This window comes from Kitasatospora sp. NPDC059599, assembly GCF_042735125.1.
GTDB lineage: Bacteria > Actinomycetota > Actinomycetes > Streptomycetales > Streptomycetaceae > Kitasatospora.
Genome location: NZ_JBHWCL010000045.1, coordinates 7,680 through 32,591 on the forward strand (window position 1 = coordinate 7,680; position 24,912 = coordinate 32,591).

The 24,912-nt window shown below is 73.4% G+C and carries 23 protein-coding genes and 1 pseudogene; 9 read left to right on the plus strand and 15 right to left on the minus strand.

Annotated features, from left to right (window positions below; all coding sequences use genetic code 11):
• Nucleotides 1–212 precede the first annotated feature (212 nt).
• Together ACFV04_RS17790 and ACFV04_RS17795 are read left to right on the plus strand one after the other, a co-directional pair.
• Nucleotides 213–1,418 carry an XdhC family protein gene (locus ACFV04_RS17790; RefSeq protein WP_380340273.1) on the plus strand — a complete coding sequence of 402 codons (1,206 nt, stop codon included), beginning with the start codon at nucleotides 213–215 and terminating at the stop codon, nucleotides 1,416–1,418.
• Between the two features lie 80 nt (nucleotides 1,419–1,498).
• On the plus strand, nucleotides 1,499–1,801 hold the full coding sequence (locus ACFV04_RS17795; RefSeq protein ID WP_380340270.1) for a hypothetical protein: 303 nt from the start codon (nucleotides 1,499–1,501) through the stop codon (nucleotides 1,799–1,801).
• A 48-nt stretch (nucleotides 1,802–1,849) separates the two neighbouring features.
• Here the strand turns inward: ACFV04_RS17795 and ACFV04_RS17800 are convergent, their stop codons facing one another.
• The 14 genes and pseudogenes from ACFV04_RS17800 to ACFV04_RS17865 all read right to left on the minus strand — a co-directional run bounded on the left by ACFV04_RS17800 (nucleotide 1,850) and on the right by ACFV04_RS17865 (nucleotide 17,201).
• The gene (locus ACFV04_RS17800) at nucleotides 1,850–2,470 is read right to left on the minus strand and encodes a LysE family translocator (protein ID WP_360250172.1); all 621 of its coding nucleotides are present in this window, start codon (nucleotides 2,468–2,470) and stop codon (nucleotides 1,850–1,852) included.
• Nucleotides 2,471–2,516: 46 nt separating this feature from the next.
• The gene (locus ACFV04_RS17805; protein WP_380529978.1) at nucleotides 2,517–2,933 is read right to left on the minus strand and encodes a PIN domain nuclease; all 417 of its coding nucleotides are present in this window, start codon (nucleotides 2,931–2,933) and stop codon (nucleotides 2,517–2,519) included.
• A complete protein-coding gene (locus ACFV04_RS17810) occupies nucleotides 2,926–3,123 on the minus strand; it encodes a type II toxin-antitoxin system VapB family antitoxin (protein WP_380340264.1) in 198 nt (65 codons plus the stop codon). The genes ACFV04_RS17805 and ACFV04_RS17810 overlap by 8 nt, the downstream gene beginning before the upstream one ends.
• 98 nt (nucleotides 3,124–3,221) lie before the next feature.
• On the minus strand, nucleotides 3,222–4,964 hold the full coding sequence (locus tag ACFV04_RS17815) for an SDR family oxidoreductase (RefSeq protein WP_380529980.1): 1,743 nt from the start codon (nucleotides 4,962–4,964) through the stop codon (nucleotides 3,222–3,224).
• Complete coding sequence (locus ACFV04_RS17820) at nucleotides 4,961–5,917, minus strand: M24 family metallopeptidase (protein ID WP_380529982.1); 957 nt, start codon at nucleotides 5,915–5,917, stop codon at nucleotides 4,961–4,963. The genes ACFV04_RS17815 and ACFV04_RS17820 overlap by 4 nt, the downstream gene beginning before the upstream one ends.
• Before the next feature lie 14 nt (nucleotides 5,918–5,931).
• Nucleotides 5,932–7,038: a PDR/VanB family oxidoreductase gene (locus ACFV04_RS17825; RefSeq protein ID WP_380529984.1), complete on the minus strand. Its 1,107-nt coding sequence runs from the start codon at nucleotides 7,036–7,038 to the stop codon at nucleotides 5,932–5,934.
• A gap of 90 nt (nucleotides 7,039–7,128) precedes the next feature.
• On the minus strand, nucleotides 7,129–8,046 hold the full coding sequence (locus tag ACFV04_RS17830) for a metal-dependent hydrolase (protein WP_380529986.1): 918 nt from the start codon (nucleotides 8,044–8,046) through the stop codon (nucleotides 7,129–7,131).
• Between the two features lie 194 nt (nucleotides 8,047–8,240).
• Nucleotides 8,241–9,020: an IclR family transcriptional regulator C-terminal domain-containing protein gene (locus tag ACFV04_RS17835; RefSeq protein WP_360250204.1), complete on the minus strand. Its 780-nt coding sequence runs from the start codon at nucleotides 9,018–9,020 to the stop codon at nucleotides 8,241–8,243.
• Between the two features lie 371 nt (nucleotides 9,021–9,391).
• Nucleotides 9,392–10,852: a catalase gene (locus ACFV04_RS17840; RefSeq protein ID WP_380529988.1), complete on the minus strand. Its 1,461-nt coding sequence runs from the start codon at nucleotides 10,850–10,852 to the stop codon at nucleotides 9,392–9,394.
• Nucleotides 10,853–11,152: 300 nt separating this feature from the next.
• Nucleotides 11,153–12,220, minus strand: a pseudogene (alc, locus tag ACFV04_RS17845) (allantoicase); the annotation flags it as partial.
• A complete protein-coding gene (allB, locus tag ACFV04_RS17850; RefSeq protein WP_380529990.1) occupies nucleotides 12,210–13,595 on the minus strand; it encodes an allantoinase AllB in 1,386 nt (461 codons plus the stop codon). The pseudogene alc and the gene allB, both read right to left, overlap by 11 nt.
• A 159-nt stretch (nucleotides 13,596–13,754) precedes the next feature.
• A complete protein-coding gene (locus ACFV04_RS17855) occupies nucleotides 13,755–14,897 on the minus strand; it encodes a glycerate kinase (protein ID WP_380529992.1) in 1,143 nt (380 codons plus the stop codon).
• Nucleotides 14,898–15,357: 460 nt separating this feature from the next.
• Complete coding sequence (locus tag ACFV04_RS17860) at nucleotides 15,358–16,245, minus strand: 2-hydroxy-3-oxopropionate reductase (protein WP_360250216.1); 888 nt, start codon at nucleotides 16,243–16,245, stop codon at nucleotides 15,358–15,360.
• 113 nt (nucleotides 16,246–16,358) lie between these two features.
• Nucleotides 16,359–17,201 carry a TIM barrel protein gene (locus ACFV04_RS17865; RefSeq protein WP_380340240.1) on the minus strand — a complete coding sequence of 281 codons (843 nt, stop codon included), beginning with the start codon at nucleotides 17,199–17,201 and terminating at the stop codon, nucleotides 16,359–16,361.
• Nucleotides 17,202–17,419: 218 nt separating this feature from the next.
• Between ACFV04_RS17865 and ACFV04_RS17870 the strand changes: the two genes are divergently transcribed.
• The 7 genes from ACFV04_RS17870 (at nucleotide 17,420) to ACFV04_RS17900 (ending at nucleotide 23,388) form a co-directional block, all read left to right on the plus strand.
• Complete coding sequence (locus tag ACFV04_RS17870; RefSeq protein WP_380530037.1) at nucleotides 17,420–17,665, plus strand: thiamine-binding protein; 246 nt, start codon at nucleotides 17,420–17,422, stop codon at nucleotides 17,663–17,665.
• The gene (locus tag ACFV04_RS17875; RefSeq protein ID WP_380340237.1) at nucleotides 17,662–18,042 is read left to right on the plus strand and encodes a helix-turn-helix domain-containing protein; all 381 of its coding nucleotides are present in this window, start codon (nucleotides 17,662–17,664) and stop codon (nucleotides 18,040–18,042) included. Before ACFV04_RS17870 ends, ACFV04_RS17875 begins: the two co-directional genes overlap by 4 nt.
• A gap of 236 nt (nucleotides 18,043–18,278) precedes the next feature.
• Complete coding sequence (gene uraD / locus ACFV04_RS17880; RefSeq protein WP_380340234.1) at nucleotides 18,279–18,782, plus strand: 2-oxo-4-hydroxy-4-carboxy-5-ureidoimidazoline decarboxylase; 504 nt, start codon at nucleotides 18,279–18,281, stop codon at nucleotides 18,780–18,782.
• 107 nt (nucleotides 18,783–18,889) lie between these two features.
• The gene (uraH, locus tag ACFV04_RS17885; RefSeq protein WP_380529995.1) at nucleotides 18,890–19,225 is read left to right on the plus strand and encodes a hydroxyisourate hydrolase; all 336 of its coding nucleotides are present in this window, start codon (nucleotides 18,890–18,892) and stop codon (nucleotides 19,223–19,225) included.
• A 32-nt stretch (nucleotides 19,226–19,257) separates the two neighbouring features.
• Nucleotides 19,258–20,178 carry a factor-independent urate hydroxylase gene (gene pucL, locus ACFV04_RS17890; RefSeq protein WP_380340228.1) on the plus strand — a complete coding sequence of 307 codons (921 nt, stop codon included), beginning with the start codon at nucleotides 19,258–19,260 and terminating at the stop codon, nucleotides 20,176–20,178.
• 275 nt (nucleotides 20,179–20,453) lie between these two features.
• Nucleotides 20,454–21,932: a nucleobase:cation symporter-2 family protein gene (locus ACFV04_RS17895; RefSeq protein ID WP_380529997.1), complete on the plus strand. Its 1,479-nt coding sequence runs from the start codon at nucleotides 20,454–20,456 to the stop codon at nucleotides 21,930–21,932.
• A gap of 70 nt (nucleotides 21,933–22,002) precedes the next feature.
• Nucleotides 22,003–23,388: an 8-oxoguanine deaminase gene (locus ACFV04_RS17900; protein ID WP_380529999.1), complete on the plus strand. Its 1,386-nt coding sequence runs from the start codon at nucleotides 22,003–22,005 to the stop codon at nucleotides 23,386–23,388.
• A 251-nt stretch (nucleotides 23,389–23,639) separates the two neighbouring features.
• Here the strand turns inward: ACFV04_RS17900 and ACFV04_RS17905 are convergent, their stop codons facing one another.
• The gene (locus tag ACFV04_RS17905) at nucleotides 23,640–24,902 is read right to left on the minus strand and encodes an MFS transporter (RefSeq protein WP_380530000.1); all 1,263 of its coding nucleotides are present in this window, start codon (nucleotides 24,900–24,902) and stop codon (nucleotides 23,640–23,642) included.
• Nucleotides 24,903–24,912 lie beyond the last annotated feature (10 nt).

Sequence of the window (24,912 nt, forward strand, 5' to 3'; positions counted from 1 at the left end):
CCCCATACCCCCGTAACAGCCCGGCGCGGCGGTGCCCTCAGGGCCCTCCCGCCCCCGCCCCGCCCCCCCCGCCCCGCACACCCCGCCGGGGGCCCCGCCGGTCGCCCCCCGGGCCGCGCCCCCACCACTCCTGCGACACCGCCGCCGTACGGGATCGTTTCCCGTACGGCGGCGTCCCCGCTACTGTCGAAACCGTGTAAGGAGCCACCGCCATGCAGGACATCGCCGAGCAGCTGCAGGCCTGGCACGCGGCCGGGCGTGCCTTCGCCGTGGCCACCGTCGTCGGGGTCTCCGGCAGCGCGCCGCGCGACCCGGGCGCGGCCCTGGCCGTCGACGCGGACGGGGAGGCGGTCGGCAGCGTCTCCGGCGGCTGCGTCGAGGGCGCGGTGTACGAGCTGTGCCAGGCCGCGATCGCGAGCGGCGAACCGGTGCTGGAACGCTTCGGGTACAGCGACGAGGACGCCTTCGCGGTCGGGCTGACCTGCGGCGGGGTCCTCGACGTGTTCGTCCAGCCGGTCGTGCCCGGGGCCGACACCGGCCTGGACACCGGGATCGCGCACATCGCCGCCGGCACACCGGTGGCACTGGTGCGGGTGATCGCCGGGCCCGGCGGACTGGTCGGCGCCACCCTCGCGGTCACCGCCGACGGCGTCACCGGAGCACTGTCCGTCGGGCCGTCCACCGTCGGCGCCCTGGAACGGGCGATCGTCGCGGAGGCCCGGGCCATGCTGGACGCCGGACGCACCGGCCGGATCGTCCTCGGCCTCGACGGGCGCCCCTGCGACGAACACGAGCAGGGCACCGTCACCTGCTTCGTCGAGTCCTACGTGCCCGCGCCGCGGATGCTGGTGTTCGGCGCGATCGACTTCGCCGCCGCGGTGGTGCGGATCGGCAGGTTCCTCGGCTACCACGTCACCGTCTGCGACGCCCGGCCCGTCTTCGCCACCGCCCGCCGCTTCCCGGAGGCCGACGAGGTCGTGGTCGACTGGCCGCACCGCTACCTGGACTCCCAGCTCGGCCGGATCGACGGGCGCACCGTGCTCTGCGTGCTCACCCACGACGCCAAGTTCGACATCCCGCTGCTGGAACGTGCCCTGCGGCTGCCGGTCGGCTACGTCGGCGCGATGGGCTCGCGCCGCACCCACCGGGACCGTCTGGCGAAGCTGCGCGAGGCCGGCCTCACCGGCGCCGAACTCGCCCGGCTGCGCTCCCCCATCGGCCTCGACCTGGGCGCGCGCACCCCGGAGGAGACGGCCGTCTCGGTCGCGGCCGAGATCATCGCCCACCGGCGCGGCGGCAGCTGCCTGCCGCTGAGCGCCGGCGACGGGCCGATCCACCACGACGTGTCACCGGCGGCGGAGGGCGACCGGGAGACCGCCGCGGCGCAGTCGAGGCCGTCGCGGACCCACGCCGCCTGAGCGTGCCGTTGCACGGCCACCGGGGCAGCGGGACGCTGGACGTGCGGACTCGTCCCGAGCCCGGGAAAGGAGCGGGCACCATGCGCGCCCTGCTGGAAGTCACCCTCGACACCGAAGCCTCCAACAAGCTCATCGCGGACGGCACGGTCGGTCCGACCCTGGAAGGGGTCATGAGCCAACTCAAGCCGGAGGCGGCCTACTTCTTCGCCCGCAACGGCCGTCGGACCATGCTCTTCGCCCTGGACGTCCCGGACGAGGCCTCCGTCGTCACCGCCTGCGAGCCGTTCTGGCTCCGGTTCAACGCCGACGTCCAGCTACACGTCTGCATGAACGCCGAGGAACTGCAGGAGGGGCTGTCCCGGCTCGCCCGCCAGTCCGCCTGACCGGCCACCCGCTCAGGCCCACGCTCAGCGGGGCGGTCAGCGGCCCGCTCAGTCGCCCACCGCCAGCTTCACGCCGAAGCCCACCACGACCGCGCCGGTCACCCGGTCCATCAGCCTGCGCGCGGCCGGCCGGCGCAGCCAGCCGCGCAGCACCCGGGCGAAGCCCACCAGGACCGTCGACCAGAGCAGGCCCTCGACGACGTGGACGCAGGTCAGTGCCACGCCGGCGGCGAAGTGCGGGACGCCCGCCGGGATGAACTGCGGCAGCACCGCCACGTAGAAGACCCCGACCTTGGGGTTCAGCAGGTTGGTCAGCGTGCCCCGCCGCCAGCCGTACCGGAACCCGCCGACCTGCGGCTCCTCCTCGGCCGCCGCCGGGGCGCCCCGGTCGCGCAGCATCCCGATGCCCATCCACACCAGGTAGGCGGCGCCCGCCCAGCGCAGGACCTCGTAGGCCACCTGTGAGGCGGTCAGCAGCGCCGTCACCCCCGCGGAGGTGAGCGTCCCCCAGATCAGCGTGCCGGTCTGGATCCCGAGCACGACCCCCCAGGCCTGGCGCCTCCCGGCCAGCGCGGACGTCCGCAGGACCAGGGCGGTGTCCAGACCGGGCGTCAGGGTGAGCAGCCCCACGACGAGGGCGAAGGACCACAGAGCAGTTGTCATCTCCATGGACCTCGATGCTCTCACAGGCCCCGGACGGGGCCGCGGGCGGTGTTCAGTCCGCGGTGCCGGGCGGAACGACCCACTCCGTCGGCTGACCGGTGACGGCGGCGATCATGTCGTAGTCGCCGTCGTAGTGGAGCACGGTGACACCGTGCCGCTCGGCGGTCGCCGCGATGACGAGGTCCGGCACGGAGAGCGCCCGCCAGTTGCCCTCGGCCGTGAGGAGCGCCTGCACCTCGATGGCCCGGTCCCACACCTCGTCGGGCGTGGGCAGCCGGTCGAAGCCGCTCAAGCCCTCTCGAATCTGAAGAGCGTCGCCCTTGGACCGGGCGCTGTGCATGATCTCAAGCTCGACAGCACCGCAGATCGCGAGCCGCCCCTCACGGAACAACCGGTCGACCAGGGCTCGAACCGGCGGCTTGGAATGGCGGGCGAAGGCCGACTTGTCGATGAGGAAACGCTCACTCACCCTTGTCCACCGGCCCGGTCAGATCCGGCAGCCCACCCTCGGCGAGCCAGTCGAGGAACTCCTGGCCTTTGCGGCGCTTCACCGCGTCCTCAAGGGCGGCGTTGACAGTGGCGACCTTGGTCGTCGTACCGAAGATCCCGGCAGCCTCGGCGAGCAGTTCGTCGTTGACGTCTATCACGGTACGGGTCATGGTCGACCTCCCGGAACGAAGCGGGGACTGCTTATATCAAAATCAAGCGTAGCTGATATCACAGGCCCCGCTGGTCCGTTTCGGCGATGTTCACCCGGTCAGGTGACGTTGAGGCGGGCGGCGAGGCGGAGCAGGCCCGGGCTGAGGCGGGAGAGGAAGCGGGCGACCTTGGCCTCGGGGGTGACCGGGACGACGGGCCTGCCGGTGCGGACGGCACCGAGGATCGCGGCGGCGACCTTCTCCGGGGGGAAGCCGCGGCGGGCGTAGAGCTTGGCGGCGCGGGCCTGCTTGGCGGCCTGCTCGTCGGCGGTGGTGGCGGAGAAGGTGGAGGTGCGGGTGATGTTGGTGTTGACGATCCCCGGGCAGATGGTGGAGACGCCGATGCCGTGGCCGACGAACTCGGCGCGCAGGCAGTCGGAGAGCATGAACACCGCGGCCTTGCTGGTGGCGTAGGCGGTGAGCGCCTTGGAGGGCAGGTAGGCGGCGGCCGAGGAGACGTTGACGATGTGGCCGCCCTGGCCGCGGTCGGCCATCAGCGTGCCGAAGGCGCGGCAGCCGTGGATCACGCCCCAGAGGTTGACGTCCAGGACCCGCTGCCACTCCTTCTCGGTGGTCTGCAGGAAGGTTCCGGAGTGGCCGATGCCCGCGTTGTTGACCACCACGTCGGGCACCCCGTGCTCGGCGGCAACGGTCTGCGCGAAGGCCTCCACCGCCGCGCCGTCGGAGACGTCCACCCGGTAGGCGTGCGCCGACGGGCCGATCAGCGAGGCGAGTTCGGCGGTCCGCTCGGCGGCCGCGAGGTCGAGGTCGCAGACGACGACCCGGGCCCCCTCCTCAGCGAAGGCGAGCGCGGTGGCCCGTCCGATGCCGCTGCCGCCGCCGGTGACGACCACCAGCCGGCCGTCGTCCAGCGCGGGCCGGTCCTGCGCGGAACCGCCCTCGGCCCCGGGCTCGTTGCGGGCGGTGAACTCGCGGACCATGCCGGCCACGATGGCTCCCTTCTCCAGCAGCGCCGACCAGTGGCCGGCGTGCAGCGTCCTGCGGGTCAGGTCGGGCACCCAGCGCTCCAGGCCGTCGGAGAGGTAGGTGCCGACGTAGCGGTCCCGGGTGAGGGTGATCAGCTGGACCGGCACCTCGGTCGGCCGCTCACGCGGACTGCCCATGGTGGGACGGAAGTTGGCCCGGTACAGCTCGATGCCGCGGACCGCGTCGCGGCGCAGGCTGGGCTGCGGGTGGTCGGCCCGCGGGGCGACGTGCTCCAGGTCGCGCAGCACCCGCGGCCAGGCCCGGGCGAGGCCGAGGCGCCAGACGCCGGGAGCGAGGTAAGGCAGGTGGAAGGCGGTGATGTACCAGGAGTGCAGGCCCTGGTGCAGCAGCTGCTTCAGGTGGCGGGGAGTGGGGCGGCGCAGCCGGTGGCGCAGCCAGAACCCCAGGTGGTCGAGGCTGGGGCCGGACATCGTGGTGTACGAGGCGATCCGGCGCCCGGCTCCGGGGGCGGTGACGGCCTCCCAGGACTGGACCGAGCCCCAGTCGTGGGCGACCAGGTGGACCGGGCGGTCCGGGCTGACCGCGTCGGCGACCGCGAACAGGTCCTCGGCCAGCCGCTCCAGCCGGTAGCCGGCGCGGTCCGCGGGGACGCCGGACTCGCCGGCGCCGCGCACGTCGTAGCGGACCACGTGGTGGTCGCGGGCCAGGTCGGCGGCGACGTCGTCCCAGACGGTGTGGGTGTCGGGGTAGCCGTGGACGAGGAGGACGGTGGGGGCGTCCGGGTCGCCCTGTTCGAAGACGGCGAGCGGCAGACCGCCGGAGTGGACGGTCCGGCGGCGGGTCGGGGTCGTCATCGGGTGGCCTCCAGGGCGGTCGGCTCGGCAGTCGGCTCGGTGGCGGTGCGCTGGTCGGCGGTGCAGTGGTCGGCGGTGCAGTGGTCGGCGGTGCGCTGGTCGGCGGCCGCGGGCTGCTCGGCGGTCCCGGTCCAGCGGCGGACGTGGGGCAGGTCGTCGTCGAGCCAGTAGGCGTCGTCCTCGGTGACCACCAGCAGTTCCTCGAACTTGATACCCACGCCGCGGAATCCGATGTGCGGCTCGACCGCCCACAGCCCCGGGGTGGGCGCGTGCCGGGACGACCGGCCGTCCGCCCAGAGCGGTGAACGGCCGTGCAGGCGCTCGGAGACGAGCTCACGGCCGAGGGTCTGCAGGGTGCGCACACCGAAGCCGAAGACGTTCACCCCGGCCGGACCGCGGGTCACCGTGCGGGTGACCTGGTGGCCGATCACCCGGCCCGGGTAGACCTGGTGGCGGTTGTCGTAGCCGTGCGCGGCGAGCTGCGCGTCCACGGCCGCGTACACCTGGTCGAGCGGCTTGCGGGCCCGGACCTCGGCGAGGATCAGCTCGCGGTAGACCTTCAGGTCGGCGGCGAGCCGGTCCCAGATCCGGTTCTCGCCCACCTTGCCGCCGTAACCGATGTCGGCGGTGTAGCCGTCCACGACGGGCGCGCAGTCCAGGACGTACGGCATGCCCTCCTCCAGGCGGCGGTTGCCGGCGAAGAACTGCAGCGGGGTGTGGAAGTGCCGGAACGCCGTGCGGTCGCCGAACCAGGCGAAGGGGACGTGGAAGAAGTCCTGCACCCCGGCGGCGACCAGGCGGCGGCGCAGCTCGGCGGTGGCCTGCCGTTCGGTGACGCCGGGTTCGATCCAGGCGGCGACCTGCTCGGCGCAGTCGTAGGCGAGTTGCTGGGTCTCGCGGAAACGGTCGAGGTCGCGCTCGGTGTAGCGGAAGGCGGGGGTCGCTTTCGCCATGGCGGGGACTCCTTCTAGAGGTCGAGCACGAGGGTCTCACCCTCGGCGGCCCGGGAGACGCAGGGCAGCAGGGCACCGGTGGCACGCTGCTCGGGCGTGAGGCGGCGGTCGCGGTGATCGGGCGAGCCGGCCAGCAGACGGACCTCGCAGGTGCCGCAGAAGCCCTGGTGACAGGAGTACGGGAGGTCCGGGCGGGCCTCGCGCAGCACGTCCAGGGCGGACCGGTCGGCGGGGACGTCGAGGGTCGGTCCGTCGCCGCCGAGGCGGACGGCGAAGGACGCGCCGCCGGTGATCGGGGCGGCGCCGAAGCGCTCGAAGTGCAGGGCGGCGGCCGGCCCGCCGGACCCGGCCGGACCGCCGTCCAGCGCCCGCTGCACGGCGGTCAGCATCGGGGCCGGCCCGCAGCAGTAGACGGCGGCGTCGCGCGGGGCGTGGGCGAGCAGCTCGGCGCCGGTGGGGACGCCGCCGTGCTCGTCGTCGGTGCGCAGCACCACCCGGTGCGGGTCGAGGGCGCGCAGCTCCTCGGTGTACGGGAGGGTGTCGGCACTGCGGCCGACGTGCACCAGGCGCCAGTCCAGTCCGTGCCGCTGCGCCTCGCGGGCCATCGGGAGCAGCGGGGTGATGCCGATGCCGCCGGCCAGCAGGAGGACGGCGGGCTCGGCGCAGAAGGCGAAGCCGTTGCGCGGGCGGCGGGCGGTGAGGCGGGCGCCGGGGTGCAGGGTGTCGTGGACCTCGACGGACCCGCCGCCGCCCCCGGGCAGCCGCCGGACGGCGATGCGGTAGGCGGCGCGGTCGGCCGGGTCGCCGCTGAGGGAGTAGTGGCGCTCGCGGCCGGAGGGCAGGTGGAGGCGCAGGTGGGCGCCGGGCTGCCAGGGCGGGAGCAGGCCGCCCGAGGGGTCGGTGAGCTTCAACTCGACGACGTCGGGGGTGAGTCGGCGGCGGGCGGTGACGACCAGCTGCAGCCGCGGGGTGGGCCGGCTGAGCGGGCGGCGGGGGTTTCGGCGCAGCAACGGGCCGCCGAGGGCCTGCACGTAGCGGTCCTGGAAGGCGGTGAGGCGGCGCAGGAAGCGGTCCGCGCGGGGGCGTCCGTAGAGGTCGGGGGGCGGGGTGAGCAGGTCCATCCGCGCTCCTTGGCGTCGGGGGAGGGTGGCGGGCGACGGGTGGCGGGTCCGGCTGCAGGTGACCGGGGTTCGGGTGTCCGCTGCCGCCCGTCAGCCGGTCCCGGCGGCGGCGCGGGCGGCCGGGGAGGTGGCGAGGTAGCCGAGGGCCTGGCTGGAGGAGCCTTCCAGGGTCGGGTGGTAGCCGGGCTTGAGGTACCGCAGGCCGGAGCGGATCGACTTGACCGGGTCGGGCAGCAGGCCGCGCCTGGTGATCCGGTAGGCCTCGCGCCAGCTCGGGCGCAGCCGCCCGTCCAGCGTCGGGTCCGCGGCCAGCAGGAACCGCACCCCGCGCACCCAGAGGCGGACCAGGAGCGGGCCGGCGACCGCCATGGTGCGGACCCGGCGCACGTACCCCGGGTCCAGGTGGACCAGCAGGTCGAAGGCCACGCTGCGGTGCTCGACCTCCTCGGCGCCGTGCCAGCGCAGCAGGTCGAGCATCGTCGGGTCGGCCTGGGCGCGGTCCAGCCCCGGGGAGTTGAGGATCCAGTTGCCGAGGAAGGCGGTGTAGTGCTCGATCGCCGCGATGGCGGCGACCCGCTCGATGAGCGCTTCGCGCTGCCGGGCGGGGGACAGTCCGGGCCGCTCGCCGAGCACGCGCTGGAAGACCCAGGCGACCTGCCGGACGTAGGGCCGGGGGTCGAGCCCCTGGCCGAGGAGGTGGTCGAGGACCTCCTGGTGGGCCTCGGCGTGGATGGCCTCCTGCCCGATGAAGCCGAGCACCTCCTCGCGCAGTTGCTCGTCCCGCACGAGCGGCAGCGCTTCCTTGAACACCTTGACGAACCAGCGTTCGCCCTCGGGGAGCAGCAGGTGCAGCACGTTGAGGATGTGGGTGGCCATCGGCTCGTCCGGGACCCAGTGCAGCGGCAGCCCGGCCCAGTCGAAGCGGACGTCCCGGGGCTCCAGGACGAGGCTGTCGTGGACGCGCGCGGCGGGGGCGACGAGGGCGGGGACGGGGGTGGGACGGGGCATGGCAGGCGCTCCTGACCTGGGGGCGGCGGCTCGGCTCAGGGAAACGTACTCGCGGGTAGCTGTGCGGACAAGGGTTTCGGCGACCCTTATCGACATCGAGTCTAATAAGTGATGTGCGCCGCGGAACACCCCGGGAAACGCGCGAGCCCCGCCGGATCCCGACGGGGCTCTGCACGGGGCGGACTGCCGTGCGGTCAGACCGCCATCGCCAGCATCAGCGGCGCCGCCCGCGCCGCCAGCAGCTCGGCGGCGGCCTTCAGCTTGTGGATGTTGTCCACCGGCATCGAGGTGGCCAGGCAGCCGACGGTGCTGCCCGCCGTGATCGGCACGGCCGCGCACACCGTGCCCAGCGCGTACTCCTGGATGTCCAGCACCGGCACGGTGGCCGGCTGCCGCTCCAGCCGGTGCATCAGCTGGTCGGCGTCGGTGACCGTGCGGGAGGTGAGCCGGGCGACCGGGTGCCGGGAGAGGTGGTCGCGCCGGGCGTCCGCGTCCAGCTGGCCGAGCAGACACTTGCCGATCGCACTGGCGTGCGCGGTGGCCCGGAAGTCCACCCACTCCTGCACCGCCGGCGCGTAGTCGGCCGCCGAGACCGCCTCCACCGACAACTCGCCGTCGTGGTAACGGGTGAAGTACACCGCGGCACCCAACTCGTCCCGGAGTTCGGCGAGTTTGCGGTTGAGACGGGCCTTGACCAGCTGCTCGCGGTTGTGCTGTCCGAGCAGGGCGAAGGTGCCGCCGAGCACCCAACCGCCGTCCTGGCACTGGAGGTAGCCCTCGATCTCCAGGATCTCCGCGAGCCGCCGCACGGTGGGCAGCCCGAGCGAGGTCTCCCGCGCGAGGCCCACCAGGGTGGCGCCGTCGGGGTGGCGGTCGACCGCCTCCAGCAGTCTGAGGGCGTGCTGCAGGGAGGTGAACGGGCCCGTGGGGCCCTGGTCCAGCGCGGCGTGACGACCCGGGGCTGGTGTCGACATGTCGTCCCCTTCCGATGTCCCCCCACGGAGCGACCGCGGGCACGCACCAGCCTATCGACCCGGTGGCTCCGGCGACTGCCGTCCGTGAATATCCGTGAACATTCCGTGGAGCAACCTCCGGTCGACCCGGGCGGACGCGGCCCGGCCGGTACGGTCGGCGACCGCGGCCCGCCGACGCGGCCGCCCCGGACGCCGCGACGGGCCCCTCCCCCACTGCCCAGGGGGGAGAGGCCCGTCGCGGGGCCGCCGGGTGCGGGCCCGACAGCCGTGCCGGTGGCGCGGTACGCGGGTGGTGCGGCCTGCGGACGGCGCGGTCCGCAAGCGGTGCGGCCTGCGGGTGCCGCGGTCCGCGGGGGTTCAGTGAGGTGGGGTCAGCTCTCCTCGCCCGCACGCAGCTTGGCGACGGCCGCCGCCAGCCGGGCGCCGTACTCCTCGTCCGCGGCGTGGAAGTGGGCGAGGTTCTTCTCGACGATGTCGTCGCGGGTCACCTGCGCCAGGAAGCCCGCGATGTTGTCGATCAGGCGGGTCTTCTCGCCGGCCGACATCAGCCGGTAGAGCTCACCGGCCTGGAAGAAGTCGTCGTCCTTGCTGTGGGCCGGCGTGGTGTAGGTGCCGGTGTGGCCCTCGACCTTGACCGGCGCGGCGAGCGCGGTGTCGGTCTGGGCCGGGCCGTCGTACGAGTTGGGCTCGTAGTTCTTGCCGCGGCCGGCGGTGTTGACGGCCATCAGGCCGTCCCGGCCGTAGTTGTTCGCCGCGGTGGCGCGCGGGGCGTTCACCGGCAGCAGGGTGTGGTTGACGCCGAGGCGGTAGCGCTGGGCGTCGGCGTAGGCGAACAGGCGACCCTGGAGCATCTTGTCCGGGGAGGGGCCGATGCCGGGCACGAAGTTGTTCGGCGAGAACGCGGACTGCTCGACGTCGGCGAAGACGTTCTCCGGGTTCTTGTTGAGCACCAGGCGGCCGACCTTGACCAGCGGGTAGTCGGCGTGCGGCCACACCTTGGTGAGGTCGAAGGGGTTGAAGCGGTAGTCGGCGGCCTCGGCGACCGGCATCAGCTGGACGTGGAGGGTCCAGGACGGGAAGACCCCGCGCTCGATGGCCTGGTGCAGGTCGCGCTGGTGCGAGTCGGCGTCGGCGCCGACCACCTCGGCGGCCTGGCCGCCGTCCAGGGAGCGGACGCCCTGGTTGGTCTTGAAGTGGTACTTCACCCAGTAGGCGTCGCCGGCGGCGTTGACCCACTGGTAGGTGTGCGAGCCGTAGCCGTTCATGTGGCGGTAGGAGGCCGGGATGCCGCGGTCGCCGAACAGCCAGGTGATCTGGTGGGTCGAGGCCGGCGAGTGGGCCCAGAAGTCCCAGACGTTGTCCGCCTCCTGCACGCCGGTGTACGGATCGCGCTTCTGCGAGTGGATGAAGTCGGGGAACTTGATCGGGTCCTTGATGAAGAACACCGGGGTGTTGTTGCCGACGAGATCGTAGTTGCCCTCGCCCGTGTAGAACTTCAGCGCGAAGCCGCGCGGGTCGCGGACCGCGTCGCTGGCGCCCAGGTTGCCGGCCACGGTGGAGAAGCGCAGGAAGACCTCGGTGCGCTTGCCGACCTCGGAGAGGAAGTCCGCCCGGGTGTACTGCGAGACCTCGTCGGTGACCTCGAAGTAGCCGTACGCGCCGGAGCCGCGGGCGTGCACCACGCGCTCCGGGATGCGCTCGCGGTTGAACCGGGCCAGCTTCTCCAGCAGCTGCTGGTCCTGGATCAGCAGCGGGCCGTACTCGCCAGCCGAGGCCGAGTTCTGGTTGTCGGCGACCGGGGCGCCGGACTCCGTGGTCAGGATCTTGGACATGGAGGGTCCTTCAGGTGTCGATAAGGGCGGTGCGTGAAGGGTGTTCTGACGGTTCGTCGGATCGGTGGCCGCGACGCCGGGCGGGCCTCAGACGCCGAGCAGGCGCCAGACGGCCGAGCGGCGGCGGGAGGAGTGCTCGCCGTCGGGGCCGTCGGCCGGCCGGAGCGCCGCGACGGCGGCGCGGGCCGCGGCCGGGTCCGCCAGCGGGCGGGCGGCGGTCAGCGCGGCGGCGTCGTCCGCAGTCAGCCCGGCCCCGGTGAGGGCCGCGGCGGCCTCGGCGGCCGGGACGGCGTCGAACCAGCGCAGCGCGAGGGCCGCGCGGCCGGCCTCGGTGAGGCGGCCGGTGAGCCGGAGGCGGGCGAGCCCGCCGTCCGGGTAGACGTTGATCCGCACGTGGGTCACCGGGCGGCCGGCGTCGAGCCGGAAGCGGTGCCGGGTGTCGGGCTGGAGCCTGGTGCGCGGAAGGAGCTCGAACCACTCGCCGTCGGCCGGGTCGGCCCCGGTCGAGGCGTCGAAGCCGATCAGGTCGGCCCAGCCGGGGGCGTTGGCGACGAAGTGGGTGGTGTCCACCTCGGCGGCCAGGACCTCGCCGCCCCCGGCCAGGGCGATCTGCACCCAGTCGTTGGCCTTGTCGCGCCGACGCCGGGTCTCCCAGCCCTCGCCCATGACGGAGGCGCGACCGGGAGCGTTCAGGTTGTGCGGGGAGGAGAAGTAGCGGTCGGACGCCGCCTCGGCCACGCCGCCGTACTCCTGGGCGGCCAGGTCGAAGGTGAGGCCGTCCAGTTCGCGCGGGTCGGGCACCACCTCGCCGTGCACGCGCAGGCGGGCGACGCCGCCGTCCGGGAAGATGTTCAGCCGTACGTGGGTGTACCGGGTGGCGTCCTCGACGGCGAACTCGTGGGCGGTGTTCCCGCGCAGCGGGGTGCGCGGCACGAGCGTGGTCCACTCGGCGTCCTGCAGCTCCGCGGGCGAGGGGTGGCCGGGGACGGACGCGGCCTCGACGGAGCCGGACTCCGGGTAGTTGCCGGTGAAGTGGGCGGTGTCCACGATCACGCCGCGGACGACACCGCCGACGCCGAGCCGGACGATCGCCCAGTCGTGGTCCTGGTCGGTGGGGTGCGGCTGCCCGGCCGAGACGCCGCGGCGGCGCTTGGACTCCCAGCCGTCCATGATCTGGCCCTTGTGGCCGAAGGTGTGCGGACGGAACTCGGCCGGCTTGGCGACCAGCAGGTTCTCGGCGTCCGCGAAGGTGTCCTCGTTGGTGGCGACGACGCCCGCGCCGAGCAGTCGGGAGGCCAGGTTGACCAGCTCGGTGAAGGGAGCACTCGGGGTGTCGGCAGTGGTCACTGACTCTCCTTTAGGCGCGATCGGGCGGGGTGGTGGTACGGGTGGCGGGCCGGGTGAGCTGCCGGCCGAAGGGGCGGGCCGCGGTGTCCACCTCGCGGCCGCGCAGCCAGGTGGTGCGCACCGCGCCGGTGAGGGTCCGGCCCGCGTACGGGGTCACCGGGTTGCGGTGGTGCAGGCCGCTCGCCCGGACGGCGAACTCGCCGTCGGGGTCGAACGCGACCAGGTCCGCGTCGTGGCCGGGCGCGATGGCGCCCTTGGTGCCGGTGAGGCCGACCAGTTCGGCCGGTCCGGCGGACATCCAGCGCACGATGTCGGACAGGGTGTGGCCGCGGCGGCGGGCCTCGGTCCAGACGGCGGGCAGGCCGAGCTGCAGCGAGGCGATGCCGCCCCAGGCGGCCGCGAAGTCCCCGCTGCCGCCGTACTCGGGCAGCAGTTTGAGGTCGGGGGTGGACGGCGAGTGGTCGGAGACGACGGCGATGAACTCGCCGTCCGCCAGGGCCTGCCAGAGCGCGTCGCGGTTGGACTCGTCGCGGATCGGCGGGCAGCACTTGAAGGCGGTGTCGCCGTCGGGCACCTGCTCGGCCGCGAGGGTCAGGTAGTGCGGACAGGTCTCGGCGGTCACCCGGACGCCGTCCTCGCGCGCCCGGCGCAGCAGCGGCAGGACGGCGGCGGAGGAGACGTGCAGGATGTGGACCCGGGCGCCGGTGCGCCGCGCGGTGTCGAGCAGCCGGGCGACGGCCGCGGTCTCCGCGTCGGCGGGGCGGGAGGCCAGGAAGTCCCGGTAGTGGACGCCGGGTTGCTGCGGTGCGGCGTCGAGGACGGCCGGGTCCTCGGCGTGGATGATCGCCAGCGCCCCGATCCGGGCCTGCTCGGCCAGGGCGGCCTCCAGGTCGGCGGCCTCGACGTGCGGGAACTCGTCCACGCCGGAGGGGGCGAGGAAGCTCTTGAAGCCGAACACGCCTTCGCGGTGCAGGGGTTCGAGGTCGGCGACGTTGCCGGGGACGGCGCCGCCCCAGAAGCCGAGGTCGACCCAGGCCTGGCCCTCGGCGGTCTTCCGCTTGACCAGCAGCCCCTCCACCGTGGTGGTGGGCGGGATCGAGTTGAGCGGCATGTCGATGATCGTGGTGACGCCGCCGGCCGCGGCGGCCCGGGTGGCGGTGGCGAAGCCCTCCCATTCGGTGCGGCCGGGCTCGTTGACGTGCACGTGGGTGTCGACCAGGCCGGGCAGCAGGGCGGTGTCGCCGAGGTCGGCGAGTTCGCGGTCGCCGACGGTGAGCGAGCCGTGCGCGACGACCTGCTCGATCCTCCCGTCCCGGATCAGCACGTCCGCGGGGCGCTCGCCGTCGGGCAGGACCACCCGCCGGGAGCGGATCACCGTGGGCTGGCTGAAAGGCATGGGAGACCTCCGGAACCTGGGAGTCGGGAGCGAGTCGGGGGTGGGTCCGGGCGCGGCCCGGGGCGGTTCGCAGGGGGCCGTATGCGGGGAGGAGCCGAGGGATTGCCGGGAGCCTAGGCCCGCCTTCAACAAAACGTCAATGGATGAACGTACGAGGGTTCAACGCGCCAGCAGTTCGTCGGCCAGCTTCCGTCCGGCGACCTCGGCCAGCTCGGCGGCCTTGGTCATGCTGTCCCCCGGCTGCTCGGCCAGGTCGGTCAGCGCGATCGCGGCGGTGAAGCCGGCGGCCCGCCACTGGGGCTCGGCGAGCTCCAGCCGGCCCGCCACGGCGGCCACCCGAACCCCCGCCCGGGCGGCCGCCGCGGCAACTCCGGCGGGGGCCTTGCCGTGGAGCGTCTGCGCGTCCAGGCAACCCTCGCCGGTCACGACGAGGCGTGCCCCACGCACGGCCTCGTCGAAGCCCAGCAGGTCGAGCAGCAGCTCGATGCCGGGTCGCATGGTGGCGCCGAGCAGGGCGAGGGCGGCGAAGCCCACCCCGCCGGCGGCGCCGGCCCCGGGGGCCTGCCGGACGTCCCGTCCGGTGGCCTCGGCGACCAGGTCGGCGAACCGGGTCAGCCCTTCCTCCAGGACCAGCAGGTCGTCGCCGTCGGCGCCCTTCTGCGGGCCGTAGACGGCGGTGGCGCCGCGCGGCCCGAGCAGCGGGTTGTCCACGTCGCAGGCGACCACGACCTCGACGCCGCCCAGCGCGTCGGCCAGCCGGCCGAGGTCGATCTCCGCGAGCCGGCGCAGCGCGGCCCCGCCGGGCGGGAGTTCGGCGCCGTCGGCGTCGCGCAGGCGCACCCCGAGCGCCTGCACCATGCCCGCGCCGCCGTCGGTGCAGGCGCTGCCGCCGAGCCCCAGCACGATCCGCTCGACGCCGAGCGAGACGGCCCGGGCGATCAGCTGGCCGACGCCGTAGGACCCGGCCGCGAGCGGGGCGGTCCGGCCGCCGGGCAGCCGGGCGAGTCCGGAGGACTGTGCCAGCTCGACCACGGCGGTGTCGCCCCGGACGGCGAGCGCGGCGTCCACCGGCAGGCCGGTCGGGCCGGCCACCTTGGCCGGCACCCGGTCGAAGCCCGCCGCGAGGGCCGCGGCCAGGGTGCCCTCGCCGCCGTCGGCGACGGGCAGCTCGCGGACCTCGGTGCCGGGCACGGCGAGCCGGATGCCGGCCGCGATCCTGGCGGCCACCTCGGCGCCCTCCAGGCTGCCCTTGAACTTGTCGGGGGCGACGACCACATGGCCCTGGCGGGGGGTGGGGAGCATCGTGGGGTCCTCGCTTCCGTACGGGTGTGGCGGTGGTTCTGCGACGTGCGTCCAGCATGGGCCCGGTGCTCCGGGGGTGCGAGCCCTCGGACGGTGCGGTCCGGGTGGGGTGCGGCCCCCTGCCGGGTGGGGTGCGACCCCCTCCCGGGTGGGGTGCGACCCCCTCCCCGCCGTTCTCCCTCGGCCTTCGGCCGGGAAGTACCCCCACCGGTCCCGCTTCCGACGTACCGGGGGGCTCCCCTCGGCGGGGAGGGGGCCAGGCGACGCGCAGGCACGACCGAAGTGCCCCCTGGGAGGGAGTGCGCATCACCGGCTGGATCGACCGGCGGGCGGGCGGATGAGCCCCTGCCCGCGCGCCGGTCGGGTCGGACCTCCTGGCGGCGCGGGCACGACCGGATGGGTACACGCCGCCAGGAGGAGTTCGTGGGCCGGGGGCTCCGCGCGGGAGCCCCCGGCGGTGTTACGCGACCTCGCGGCCGGAGAGCCGCTCGACGCCGCGCAGCAGCGCCGAGTGGTCGAGGGAGCCGTCGCCGTTGGCCCGGGCGGAGGCGACCAGCTGGGCCACCACGGCGCCGACCGGCAGCGCGGCGCCCACGGCGCGGGCGGCGTCGGTGACGATGCCCATGTCCTTGTGGTGCAGGTCGATCCGGAAGCCCGGGGCGAACTCGCGGTCCAGCATGTTCGCCTTCTTGCGGTTGAGCACGGTCGAGCCGGCCAGGCCGCCGCCGAGCACGTCCAGCGCGGCCCGCAGGTCGACGCCGGCGTTCTCCAGGAACACCACGGCCTCGGCCAGCACCTGGATGTTGACGGCGACGATCAGCTGGTTGGCGGCCTTGACGGTCTGGCCGGCGCCGGCCGGGCCGACGTGGACGACCGTGGTGCCCAGCGCGTCGAACAGCGGCTTGGCCTCGGCGAAGTCCTCGGCGGCACCGCCGACCATGATCGACAGCACGGCCTCGACGGCGCCGGCCTCGCCGCCGGAGACCGGCGCGTCCAGCGTCCGGACGCCCTTCTCCTTGGCGGCCGCCTCGACCCTGATCGAGGTCTGCGGGGTGATCGAGGACATGTCGATCACCAGGGTGCCGGGCGCGGCGTTCTCCAGCACGCCGCCCTCGCCCAGGATGACCTGCTCGACCTGCGGGTCGGCCGGGACCATGGTGATGACGACCTCGGCGTCCTTCACGGCCTCCGCGATGGAGCCGGCGCCGTGGCCGCCGGCCGCGACCAGGGCGTCGATCTGCGGCCGGGTGAGGTTGAAGCCGGTGACGTGGTGGCCGGCCTTGACCAGGTTGGCGGCCATCGGGCTGCCCATGATGCCGAGGCCGATGAAGGCGATCTTGCGGCTCATCGCGTCGAGTTCCTTACGTGTGCGGGGTGGGAGGTCGGGTGGGTCGGCGGCGCGCCTGCCCGGCCGGACATCGCCCGGCCGACCGCGCTGCTCGGCGGTGCTGCTCGGCGGCGCTACTCGGCCGCGCGCAGCTCGCGCGGCAGCCACCCGAAGCTGTCGGCGCTGACGCCGGTGGAGGGGCGGTACTCCAGGCCGATCGGGCCGGTGTAGCCGGCGGCGGTGAGCCGGGCGAACAGGTCCTCGAAGTCGAGGTCGCCGGTGCCGGGCTCGTTGCGGCCCGGGTCGTCGGCGATCTGCACGTGGCCGATGCGGTCGGCGTGGGTGTCGATGACCCGGGCCAGGTCCTCGCCGTTCTTGGCCAGGTGGTAGAGGTCGCACAGGAACCGGGCGTTGCCCAGGCCGGTGGCGGCGTTGACCTTGTCCACCACCTCGACCGCGGCTGCGGCGGAGACCAGCGGGTAGTCCGGGGACTCGACCCCGTTCAGGGCCTCGATCAGCAGGACCGCGCCGATCCCGTGCGCGGCCTTCGCCGCGAGGACCAGGTTCTCCAGTGCGAGCGCGTCCTGCTCGGCGGGCTCGACGCCCTCGACCCGGTTTCCGTACAGGGCGTTGAGCGCCTTGGCGCCGAGCGAGCCGGCGAGTTCCGCGGCGACCGGGACGTTGGCCCGGAAGCGGTCCCGCTCGGACGGCACCGAGACGGTGCCGCGGGCGCCCCTGCTCAGGTCGTCCAGGAAGTTGAGGCCGGTGAGCCGGACCCCGGCGTCGGTGAACGCCTTGCGGAGCGCGTCCAGCTCGGCCCCGGAGGGGTCGTGCTCCTCACCGAAGGGCCACCAGAGTTCGGCGGCGGTGAAGCCGGCCGCGGCGGCTGCGGCGGGGCGCTCCAGGAGGGGCAGCTCGCCGAACAGGATCGACAGGTTGACCGTGTAGTGGTGCTTGGCAGCGGCCGTCACGTCCATCACCTCTCATCTCTCTTCCGTCATCCGCAACTTCCACGATCCGGAAGAGGGATTCTGTGTGGTGGAAGCATCTCCGGCCGGCGAAGCGGGTGTCAAGGGAGTCGCAACAATTTGTTGAAGATACCCGGAGGGCGCCCCACCTGCCCGGCCCCGACTGTTCGATCGCCCGGCCCCTGCCCGTCCGCACCCCCGCTCGATACAGTGATCCCGTGCGATTGATGGTGGAGTTCACGACAGAACCGTTCGAACTGGACACGTTCCCGGAGCACGCCGCGGCGGCCCGCCAGGTGGTCGACGAGGCCGGCCTGGCCGTGTCGGTCGGCCCCTTCGGGACCGGCGCCGAGGGCGAGGCCCAGCAGGTCCTCGACGCGGTGACCAAGCTGCTCCGGGAGACCCTGGACGCCGGGGCGACCCGCATCTCGGTCCAGGTCAGCGTCCTGGACGACGAGGGCGGTGCGCCGTGACCGAGCACGTGGAACACCCGCTCGCCGCGGCGGTGAAGCCGCTGCTGGACGCGGTCGGCGCGACGCCCGTCCCGCTGGACGAGGCGAAGGTCGAGGACGTCGTCCTGGAGTGGGAGGGCGTGCCGGCCCTGGCCGTCCGGCTGCCGCACCTGAGCAGCGCGCTGGACCGGCTGCTGGCCGAGATGACCCGACAGTTCGACGGCCGCCCGCTGGCCGAGCTGGACCGGCTGGAGAAGCAGCGGGTCGTCGCCCTGCTGGAGGAGCGCGGCGCCTTCACCGTCCGCCACGGCGTCGAGACGGTCGCCTCGGCCCTGGGCGTCAGCCGCTTCACGGTGTACAACTACCTCAACCGCCAGGACGGCTCGAAGTCCTCCTGAGGAGCCCCTGCGGGGGCTTCCGAACGGGTGACCCCGCCGGTTCGGCCCGGTCCGGACGCGGCTTCGGCCAGTCCGGATCGGCCTACGGCGGGGCACACTTGGCGAATCGCACACGAAAGGGCCCGGCATCGCGGGCCGGTTCAAAACGTAACCACCAACCGTTCAACAAAGTGTTGACGACCGGGTGGGGTCGATCTAGCTTTTCCGGGTGGCACCACTCTTCAGGAGGTCCACCCGTGACCAACCACCCCCACACCCTTGACGCCCTGGCCGCGGCCGATGCCGCCGAGCTGGAAGCGATCCTGCTGGAGGTATGCTCCAGCCCCCGGTGGGCCGCCGCGGTCGCGCAGGCCCGGCCCTGGGCCGACCGCGAGTCCCTGCTCGCCGCCAACGCGGCGGCCACGGCGTCGCTGACGGCCGACGACCTGCGCGACGCGATGGCCGGCCACGCCCGGATCGGCAAGCCCAGGAGCGGCGACGCCACCTCCGAGCGCGAACAGGCCGGCATCCGGGGCGTGGACCGGGCCGTCCTCGACGAACTGGGCGAAGCCAACGCCGCCTACGAGGCGAAGTTCGGCCACGTGTTCCTGATCTGCGCGACCGGCCGTACCGCGGCCGGCATGCTCGCCGCCCTGCGCGAGCGCCACCCCAACGACGCCGCCACCGAGGCGGAGATCGTCCGCGGGGAGCTGCGCAAGATCAACGACATTCGCCTCGGCCGCCTGCTCGACGGCTCCTGACCCCCTCCCTGGCGTACCGTCGGATGCGGTCCCACCCGCACCCCGCGGCCGCCTCGCCGGAGAACTGACGCACCATCACCTCTGCCATCAGTAAGGTCACTTCACCCATGACTGGCATCTCCACCCACGTGCTCGACACCAGCCTCGGCCGCCCGGCCGAAGGCGTCCCGGTCGAGCTCGCACTGCACACCGAGGGTGGCTGGCAGGTGCTCGGCACCTCCGCCACGGACTCCGACGGCCGGGTCAAGGACCTGCCGGCCGTGGAGGCGGGCTCGGTCGTCCGGCTGCTCTTCGACACCGGCGCCTACCAGGCGCCCGGGTCCGCCGAGCCGCCGTTCTTCCCCGAGGTCTCGATCGTCTTCACGGTCGCGCCCGAACAGCACCACTACCACGTGCCGCTGCTGCTCAACCCGTTCGGATACTCGGTCTACCGCGGAAGCTAGTAGACCGACCTGGAAGCTCTAGGAGCCCCGTCATGGCCCACGTGCTCGGTCAGAACCAGTACGGCAAGGCGGAGAACCGCATCGTCCGGATCTCCCGCGACTCCACCCGGCACGAGATCAAGGACCTGAACGTCTCGGTCTCCCTCCAGGGTGAGTTCGAGGACGTCCACCTCACCGGGTCCAACGCCAACTGCCTCCCCACCGACACCACCAAGAACACCGTCTACGCCTTCGCCAAGGAGTACGGCATCGAGTCGGCCGAGGCCTTCGGCATCGTCCTGGCGCGCCACTTCGTCGACAACACCGAGCGCGGTGTCGTGCACGGCGCCCGGATCCGGATCGAGGAGTACTCCTGGGACCGGATCAGGACGCCGGACAGCTCGGCCCGATTCATCGGCTCGGAGGAGGTCGGCCACTCCTTCGTCCGCACCGGCCAGGAGGTCCGCACCACCGAGATCAGCTACGACGGCGAGACCGTCCGGGTCATCTCCGGCCTGAAGGACCTCGTGGTGATGAACTCCACCAACTCGGAGTTCTGGGGCTACATCAAGGACAAGTACACCACCCTGCAGGAGGCGTACGACCGCATCCTCGCCACCCAGGTCACCGCCCGCTGGAAGTACGGCTACAGCGGCCGGGACGGCGAGGCCCAGCCCAACTGGAACCGCTCCTACGCCCACGTGAAGCGCCACATGCTGGAGGCGTTCGCCGAGACCTACTCCTACTCGCTGCAGCAGACCCTGCACGCGATGGGCACCCGGGTCCTCAACAACCGCGCCGAGGTGGACGAGGTACGCCTCGAACTGCCCAACAAGCACCACTTCCTCGTCGACCTGGAGCCCTTCGGCCTCAAGAACGAGAACGAGGTCTACTACGCCGCGGACCGGATGTACGGCCTGATCGAGGGCACCGTGCACCGCGAGGGCGTCATCCCGGTCATCCCGGTCGCCTGACCTCCCCCACCACCGTGGACTCCGCCCCGAATCGCCGCACCCTCCGGCCCCCGCGGGCCGGTCGAGTCCGGGCGGGCCGCACCACCCGCACCACCCGCACGACCCGCACCACCTGTTTCTCCACCCCCACCCACCGGAGTTCGTGTCTGCCTCGCGGCGGCCGGCCCGGGGCACTGGAGAAGCGCCCCGAGGAATCCTTGCTCCGCCGTCCCGTCCTCGGGGGGTCTCCAGCGCCACGGGCGCGCCGGGAGCCACGGGCACAAGAGGGGCTCGACATGGCACCCAGCAACACCAGCAGTACAGACGGCGGTTCCACCCCGGAAAGAACGCACGGCCCGGACGGCGCACCGGCCCACCTCCCCGGTGAGCCGTCCGGGCCCGCGCCCCACCCCGTGGACGAGTTGCTGCCCCCGGTGAAGCTGTTCACCACCGGACTCCAGCACGTCGCCGCGATGTACGCGGGAGTCGTCGCACCCCCGCTCATCGTCGGCGCCGGCGTCGGGCTCTCCCCCGGCGAACTCGCCCTGCTCATCTCGGCCAGCCTGTTCACCGCCGGACTGGCCACCCTCCTCCAGACCCTCGGCGTCTGGAAGATCGGCGCGCGACTGCCGTTCGTGAACGGCGTCTCCTTCGCGGGGGTCGCGCCCATGATCGCCATCGCCAAGAGCTCCATCGAGAGGACGGGGGGACCGAAGGACGCCCTCCCGGTGATCTTCGGAGCGGTGATCGTCGCAGGGGCCCTGTGCTTCCTCGCGGCGCCGTACTTCTGCAAACTCATCCGGTTCTTCCCCCCGGTCGTCCAAGGCACCGTGATCACCCTCATCGGGGTGTCCCTGCTCCCGGTGGCGGTCAACTGGGCGCGTGGCGGCTCGCCGGGCGCCCCCGGGTACGGCTCCATGCGGGCCATCGGCCTCGCCGCGATCACCCTCGTCGCGGTGGTGCTCTGCAACCGTCTGCTGCGCGGCTTCTGGCAGCAGATGTCCCTGCTCATCGGTCTGGCGATCGGCACCCTGATCGCCTTCCCGCTGAGGCTGACCGACTTCGGCGCGGTCCGGGACGCGAAGGTCTTCGCGCTCCCCTCCCCGTTCCACTTCGGCGCGCCCGTGTTCGACGCGGCCGCGATCGTCTCGCTCTGCATCGTCATGGTGGTCTCGATGACCGAGTCCACCGCCGACATGCTCGCGCTCGGCAAGATCGTCGACCGCGAGGCGGACGAGCCCACGCTCGCCGCCGGCCTGCGGGCCGACGGCCTGGCCACCGCGCTCAGCCCCGTCTTCAACGGCTTCGCCGCCAGCGCCTTCGCCCAGAACATCGGGCTGGTGGCGCTGACGAAGATCCGCAGCCGCTTCGTGGTCGCGGCCGGCGGAGGCATCCTGGTCCTGCTCGGGCTGTTCCCCGTACTGGGCTCGGTCGTCTCCCTGGTGCCGCAACCCGTCCTCGGCGGCGCCGGGATCGTGCTCTTCGGCACGGTCGCGGCCAGCGGCATCCGCACCCTCGCGGAGGCCGGCATGGAGTCCGGCTCCCACACCATCCTGGTGTCGGTCTCGCTCGGCGTCGGCATCATCCCGATCGCCGTACCGACGTTCTACGACTCCTTCCCGGAGGCCGTCCGTACCCTGATGCACTCGGGGATCTCGGCCGGCTGCGTGATGGCCGTCCTGCTCAACCTGCTCTTCCACCACGTCGGAACCGCCCGCCGGTCCAGATCCGGCCAGGGTTCCGGCGCGACGGTGCCGACGGCGACACCGTCCTGACCGGTCCGGGAGGAGTGCGCCCCCTCGGTGGCACGCACTCCTCCCGGCCCTCCCCCCTAGGAGTGACACCATGGCAGTCCAGCCCCCGCCCGCCGACCAGCGGATCGTGATCGAGAACGTCGCGATCGCCACCGTCGACGCGAACGACACCGAGTACGCCCGCGGCCACGTGGTCATCCTCGGCAACACGATCGAGGCGGTCGGCGACGGCCCCGCCCCGGCGTGGCTGGACAACGTCGTACGCCGGATCAACGGCGAGGGCCACCTCGTCACCCCCGGCCTGGTCAACACCCACCACCACTTCTACCAGTGGATCACCCGCGGCCTCGCCCAGGACGACATCCTGTTCGACTGGCTGGTCGCCCTCTACCCGACCTGGGCCCGGATCGACGACAAGCTCGTCCACGCCGCCAGCCAGGGCTCCGCCGCCGCGCTGCTCAAGTCCGGCTGCACCACCGCCTCCGACCACCACTACGTCTTCCCGAAGGACGGCGGCGACATCCTCGGCGCCTCCGTCGAGGCCGTCCGGGAACTCGGCCTGCGGTTCACCGCGCTGCGCGGCTCCATGGACCGCAGCAAGAAGGACGGCGGCCTCCCGCCGGACCACGCCGTCGAGGAGCTGGACGACATCCTGGCCGCCTCCGAGGCCGCCGTCGACCGCTACCACGACTCCTCGTTCGGCTCGATGCTGCACGTCGCCATCGCGCCCTGCTCGCCCTTCTCGGTCTCCACCGACCTCCTCCGCCAGTCCGCCGAACTCGCCCGCCGCAAGGGCGTCCGGCTGCACACCCACGGCTCCGAGACCGCCGAGGAGGAGCAGTTCTGCAAGGAACTGTTCGGCATGGGACCGACCGACTACTTCGAGTCGGTCGGCTGGCTCGGCGAAGACGTCTGGATGGCGCACTGCGTCCACATGAACGACTCCGACATCGCCAAGTTCGCCGAGACCGGCACCGGTGTCGCCCACTGCCCGTCCTCCAACGCCCGTCTCGCCGCCGGCATCGCCCGCGTGCCCGACATGCTCCGAGCCGGCGTCCCGGTCGGCCTCGGCGTCGACGGCACCGCCTCCAACGAGTCCGGCGAACTCGGCACCGAACTGCGCAACGCCCTGCTGATCAACCGGCTGCACGGCTCCCCCACCGCCCTCACCGGACGGCAGGCGCTGCGCCTCGGCACCATGGGCGGCGCCCGGGTGCTCGGCCGGCAGGACGAGATCGGCTCGATCGAGACCGGCAAGCTCGCCGACCTGGCCCTGTGGAAGATCGACGGCGTCATGCACTCCTCCATCGCCGACCCGGTCGCCGCGCTCACCTTCGGCGCGCTGCCGCCGCTGGCGGTGCTGTTCGTCAACGGCAACGCCGTCGTCGAGAAGGGCCGGCTCACCACCGTCAACGAGGACCGGATCGCGCGCGACTGCGCCCGCGCCGCCAGGGAGCTGGCGTCCCGGCCGGTCTGACCCCCACTCAGGCTGATCACAGACTCCGGGGGCGCCCAGGGACGGTGCGCCCCCGGGCTCCGCGCACGCCGAGGCGGGTGCGCGGACCGCTGCCCCGGACCCACGGCGAGGGTCCGGGGCAGTGGCGCGCCCGACGAAGGGCCCGCTCCCACCCCCGTGGGGAAGGGGCCCCTCGAAGATCAGTTCCTCGACGGCTCGGCGCTCGACGGCCCGACGACTCCGAGGCTCCGAGGCCCGGCCGCCCGACGGGGTCAGCCCGGCAGGGCCCGGGTGCCGGCCGGCCGGGCGGCACCGGCGACGGCCGCCGGGAGCGCGGCGCCCGCGACCGCGAAGAGGGCGCCGAGGACCGCCCAGCCGAGGGCGCCGTGGTCGACGACCGTCAGGCCGATCACCAGCGGGCCGATCACATGGGCCGCCGCCTGGCCGCTCATGAAGACGCCCTGGTACTCGCCGTGGGACCGCGGGTCGGCCAGGTCCAGGCTCAGCGTCCAGCCGCCGGCCGAGGTGAGCAGCTCGCCCAGGCTGTGGACCAGTGCGCCGACGAGGACCGCCACCGTGGCGACCGCGGCCGGGCCCCAGCGGGCGGTCGCGTAGAGCAGACAGCCACCGGTCAGCAGCAGCGCGCCCCGCAGGCAGGCCCGCGCCGCCGTCGGAACGTCCACGACGCCCCGGCTCGCCCGGACCTGGAACACCACCACCAGCAGGCAGTTGACCACGCTGACGGCGGCGACCACGGCCGGGGGCGCGTCCGTCCCCAGCACGATCCACAGCGGTATCCCCACGGTGAGCACCGCGAGTTGGAGCTCCAGGACGGCATGCAGGGCGGCCACGAGCAGATAGCGGCGGTCCCGCAGGGCGACTCCCCGCCCCTCCTTCCCCCCTTCCGTGTCGATACCCTGACGCTCAGTCAGTCCGCCTGCCGGAAGACCGGCCAGGAGCGCCGTGGCACCGAGGAAGCTGACCGCGTCCAGGACCATCACGGCGACGTACCCGGCGTAGCTGTCGGCCTGCAGGGCCAGGGCCGCGCCACCGGAGCCGACCACCAGGCCGACGTTCGACACCGATCGCAGCAGCGCCCGCGAGTGGACCTGGTTCCCCGCCGGGAGCACCCGGGCGATCAACGCGCTGCGCACCGCCGCGGCGCCCCGCTCCAGCACCGTCGCCACGCAGGCCAGGACCACGAAGGCCGCGAAGGAGTGCACCAAGGCGTACCCGAGGACGGCCAGCGCCTCCAGCGGCCCGACCACGAGCAGCAGCCGCTTGCTGCCGGCCCGGTCGGCGAGCCGCCCGACCGGCAACCCGGCGAACACCCCGCAGACACCGGCCGCCGTGAGCCCGACCGCGATCCGACCCGGCGTCAGGCCGACGGAACGGGTGAGGAACAGCACGCTCACCGTCACGAACAGCCCGTTGCCGAGATTGGTCACCAGGCCCATCAGGGCGAGCCTGCGGACCAACGGGTCATGACGGAGGAGGCGTCCGGAACTGGGCGGACGCACGGCGGTGGAGGACATGGCAGAAGGA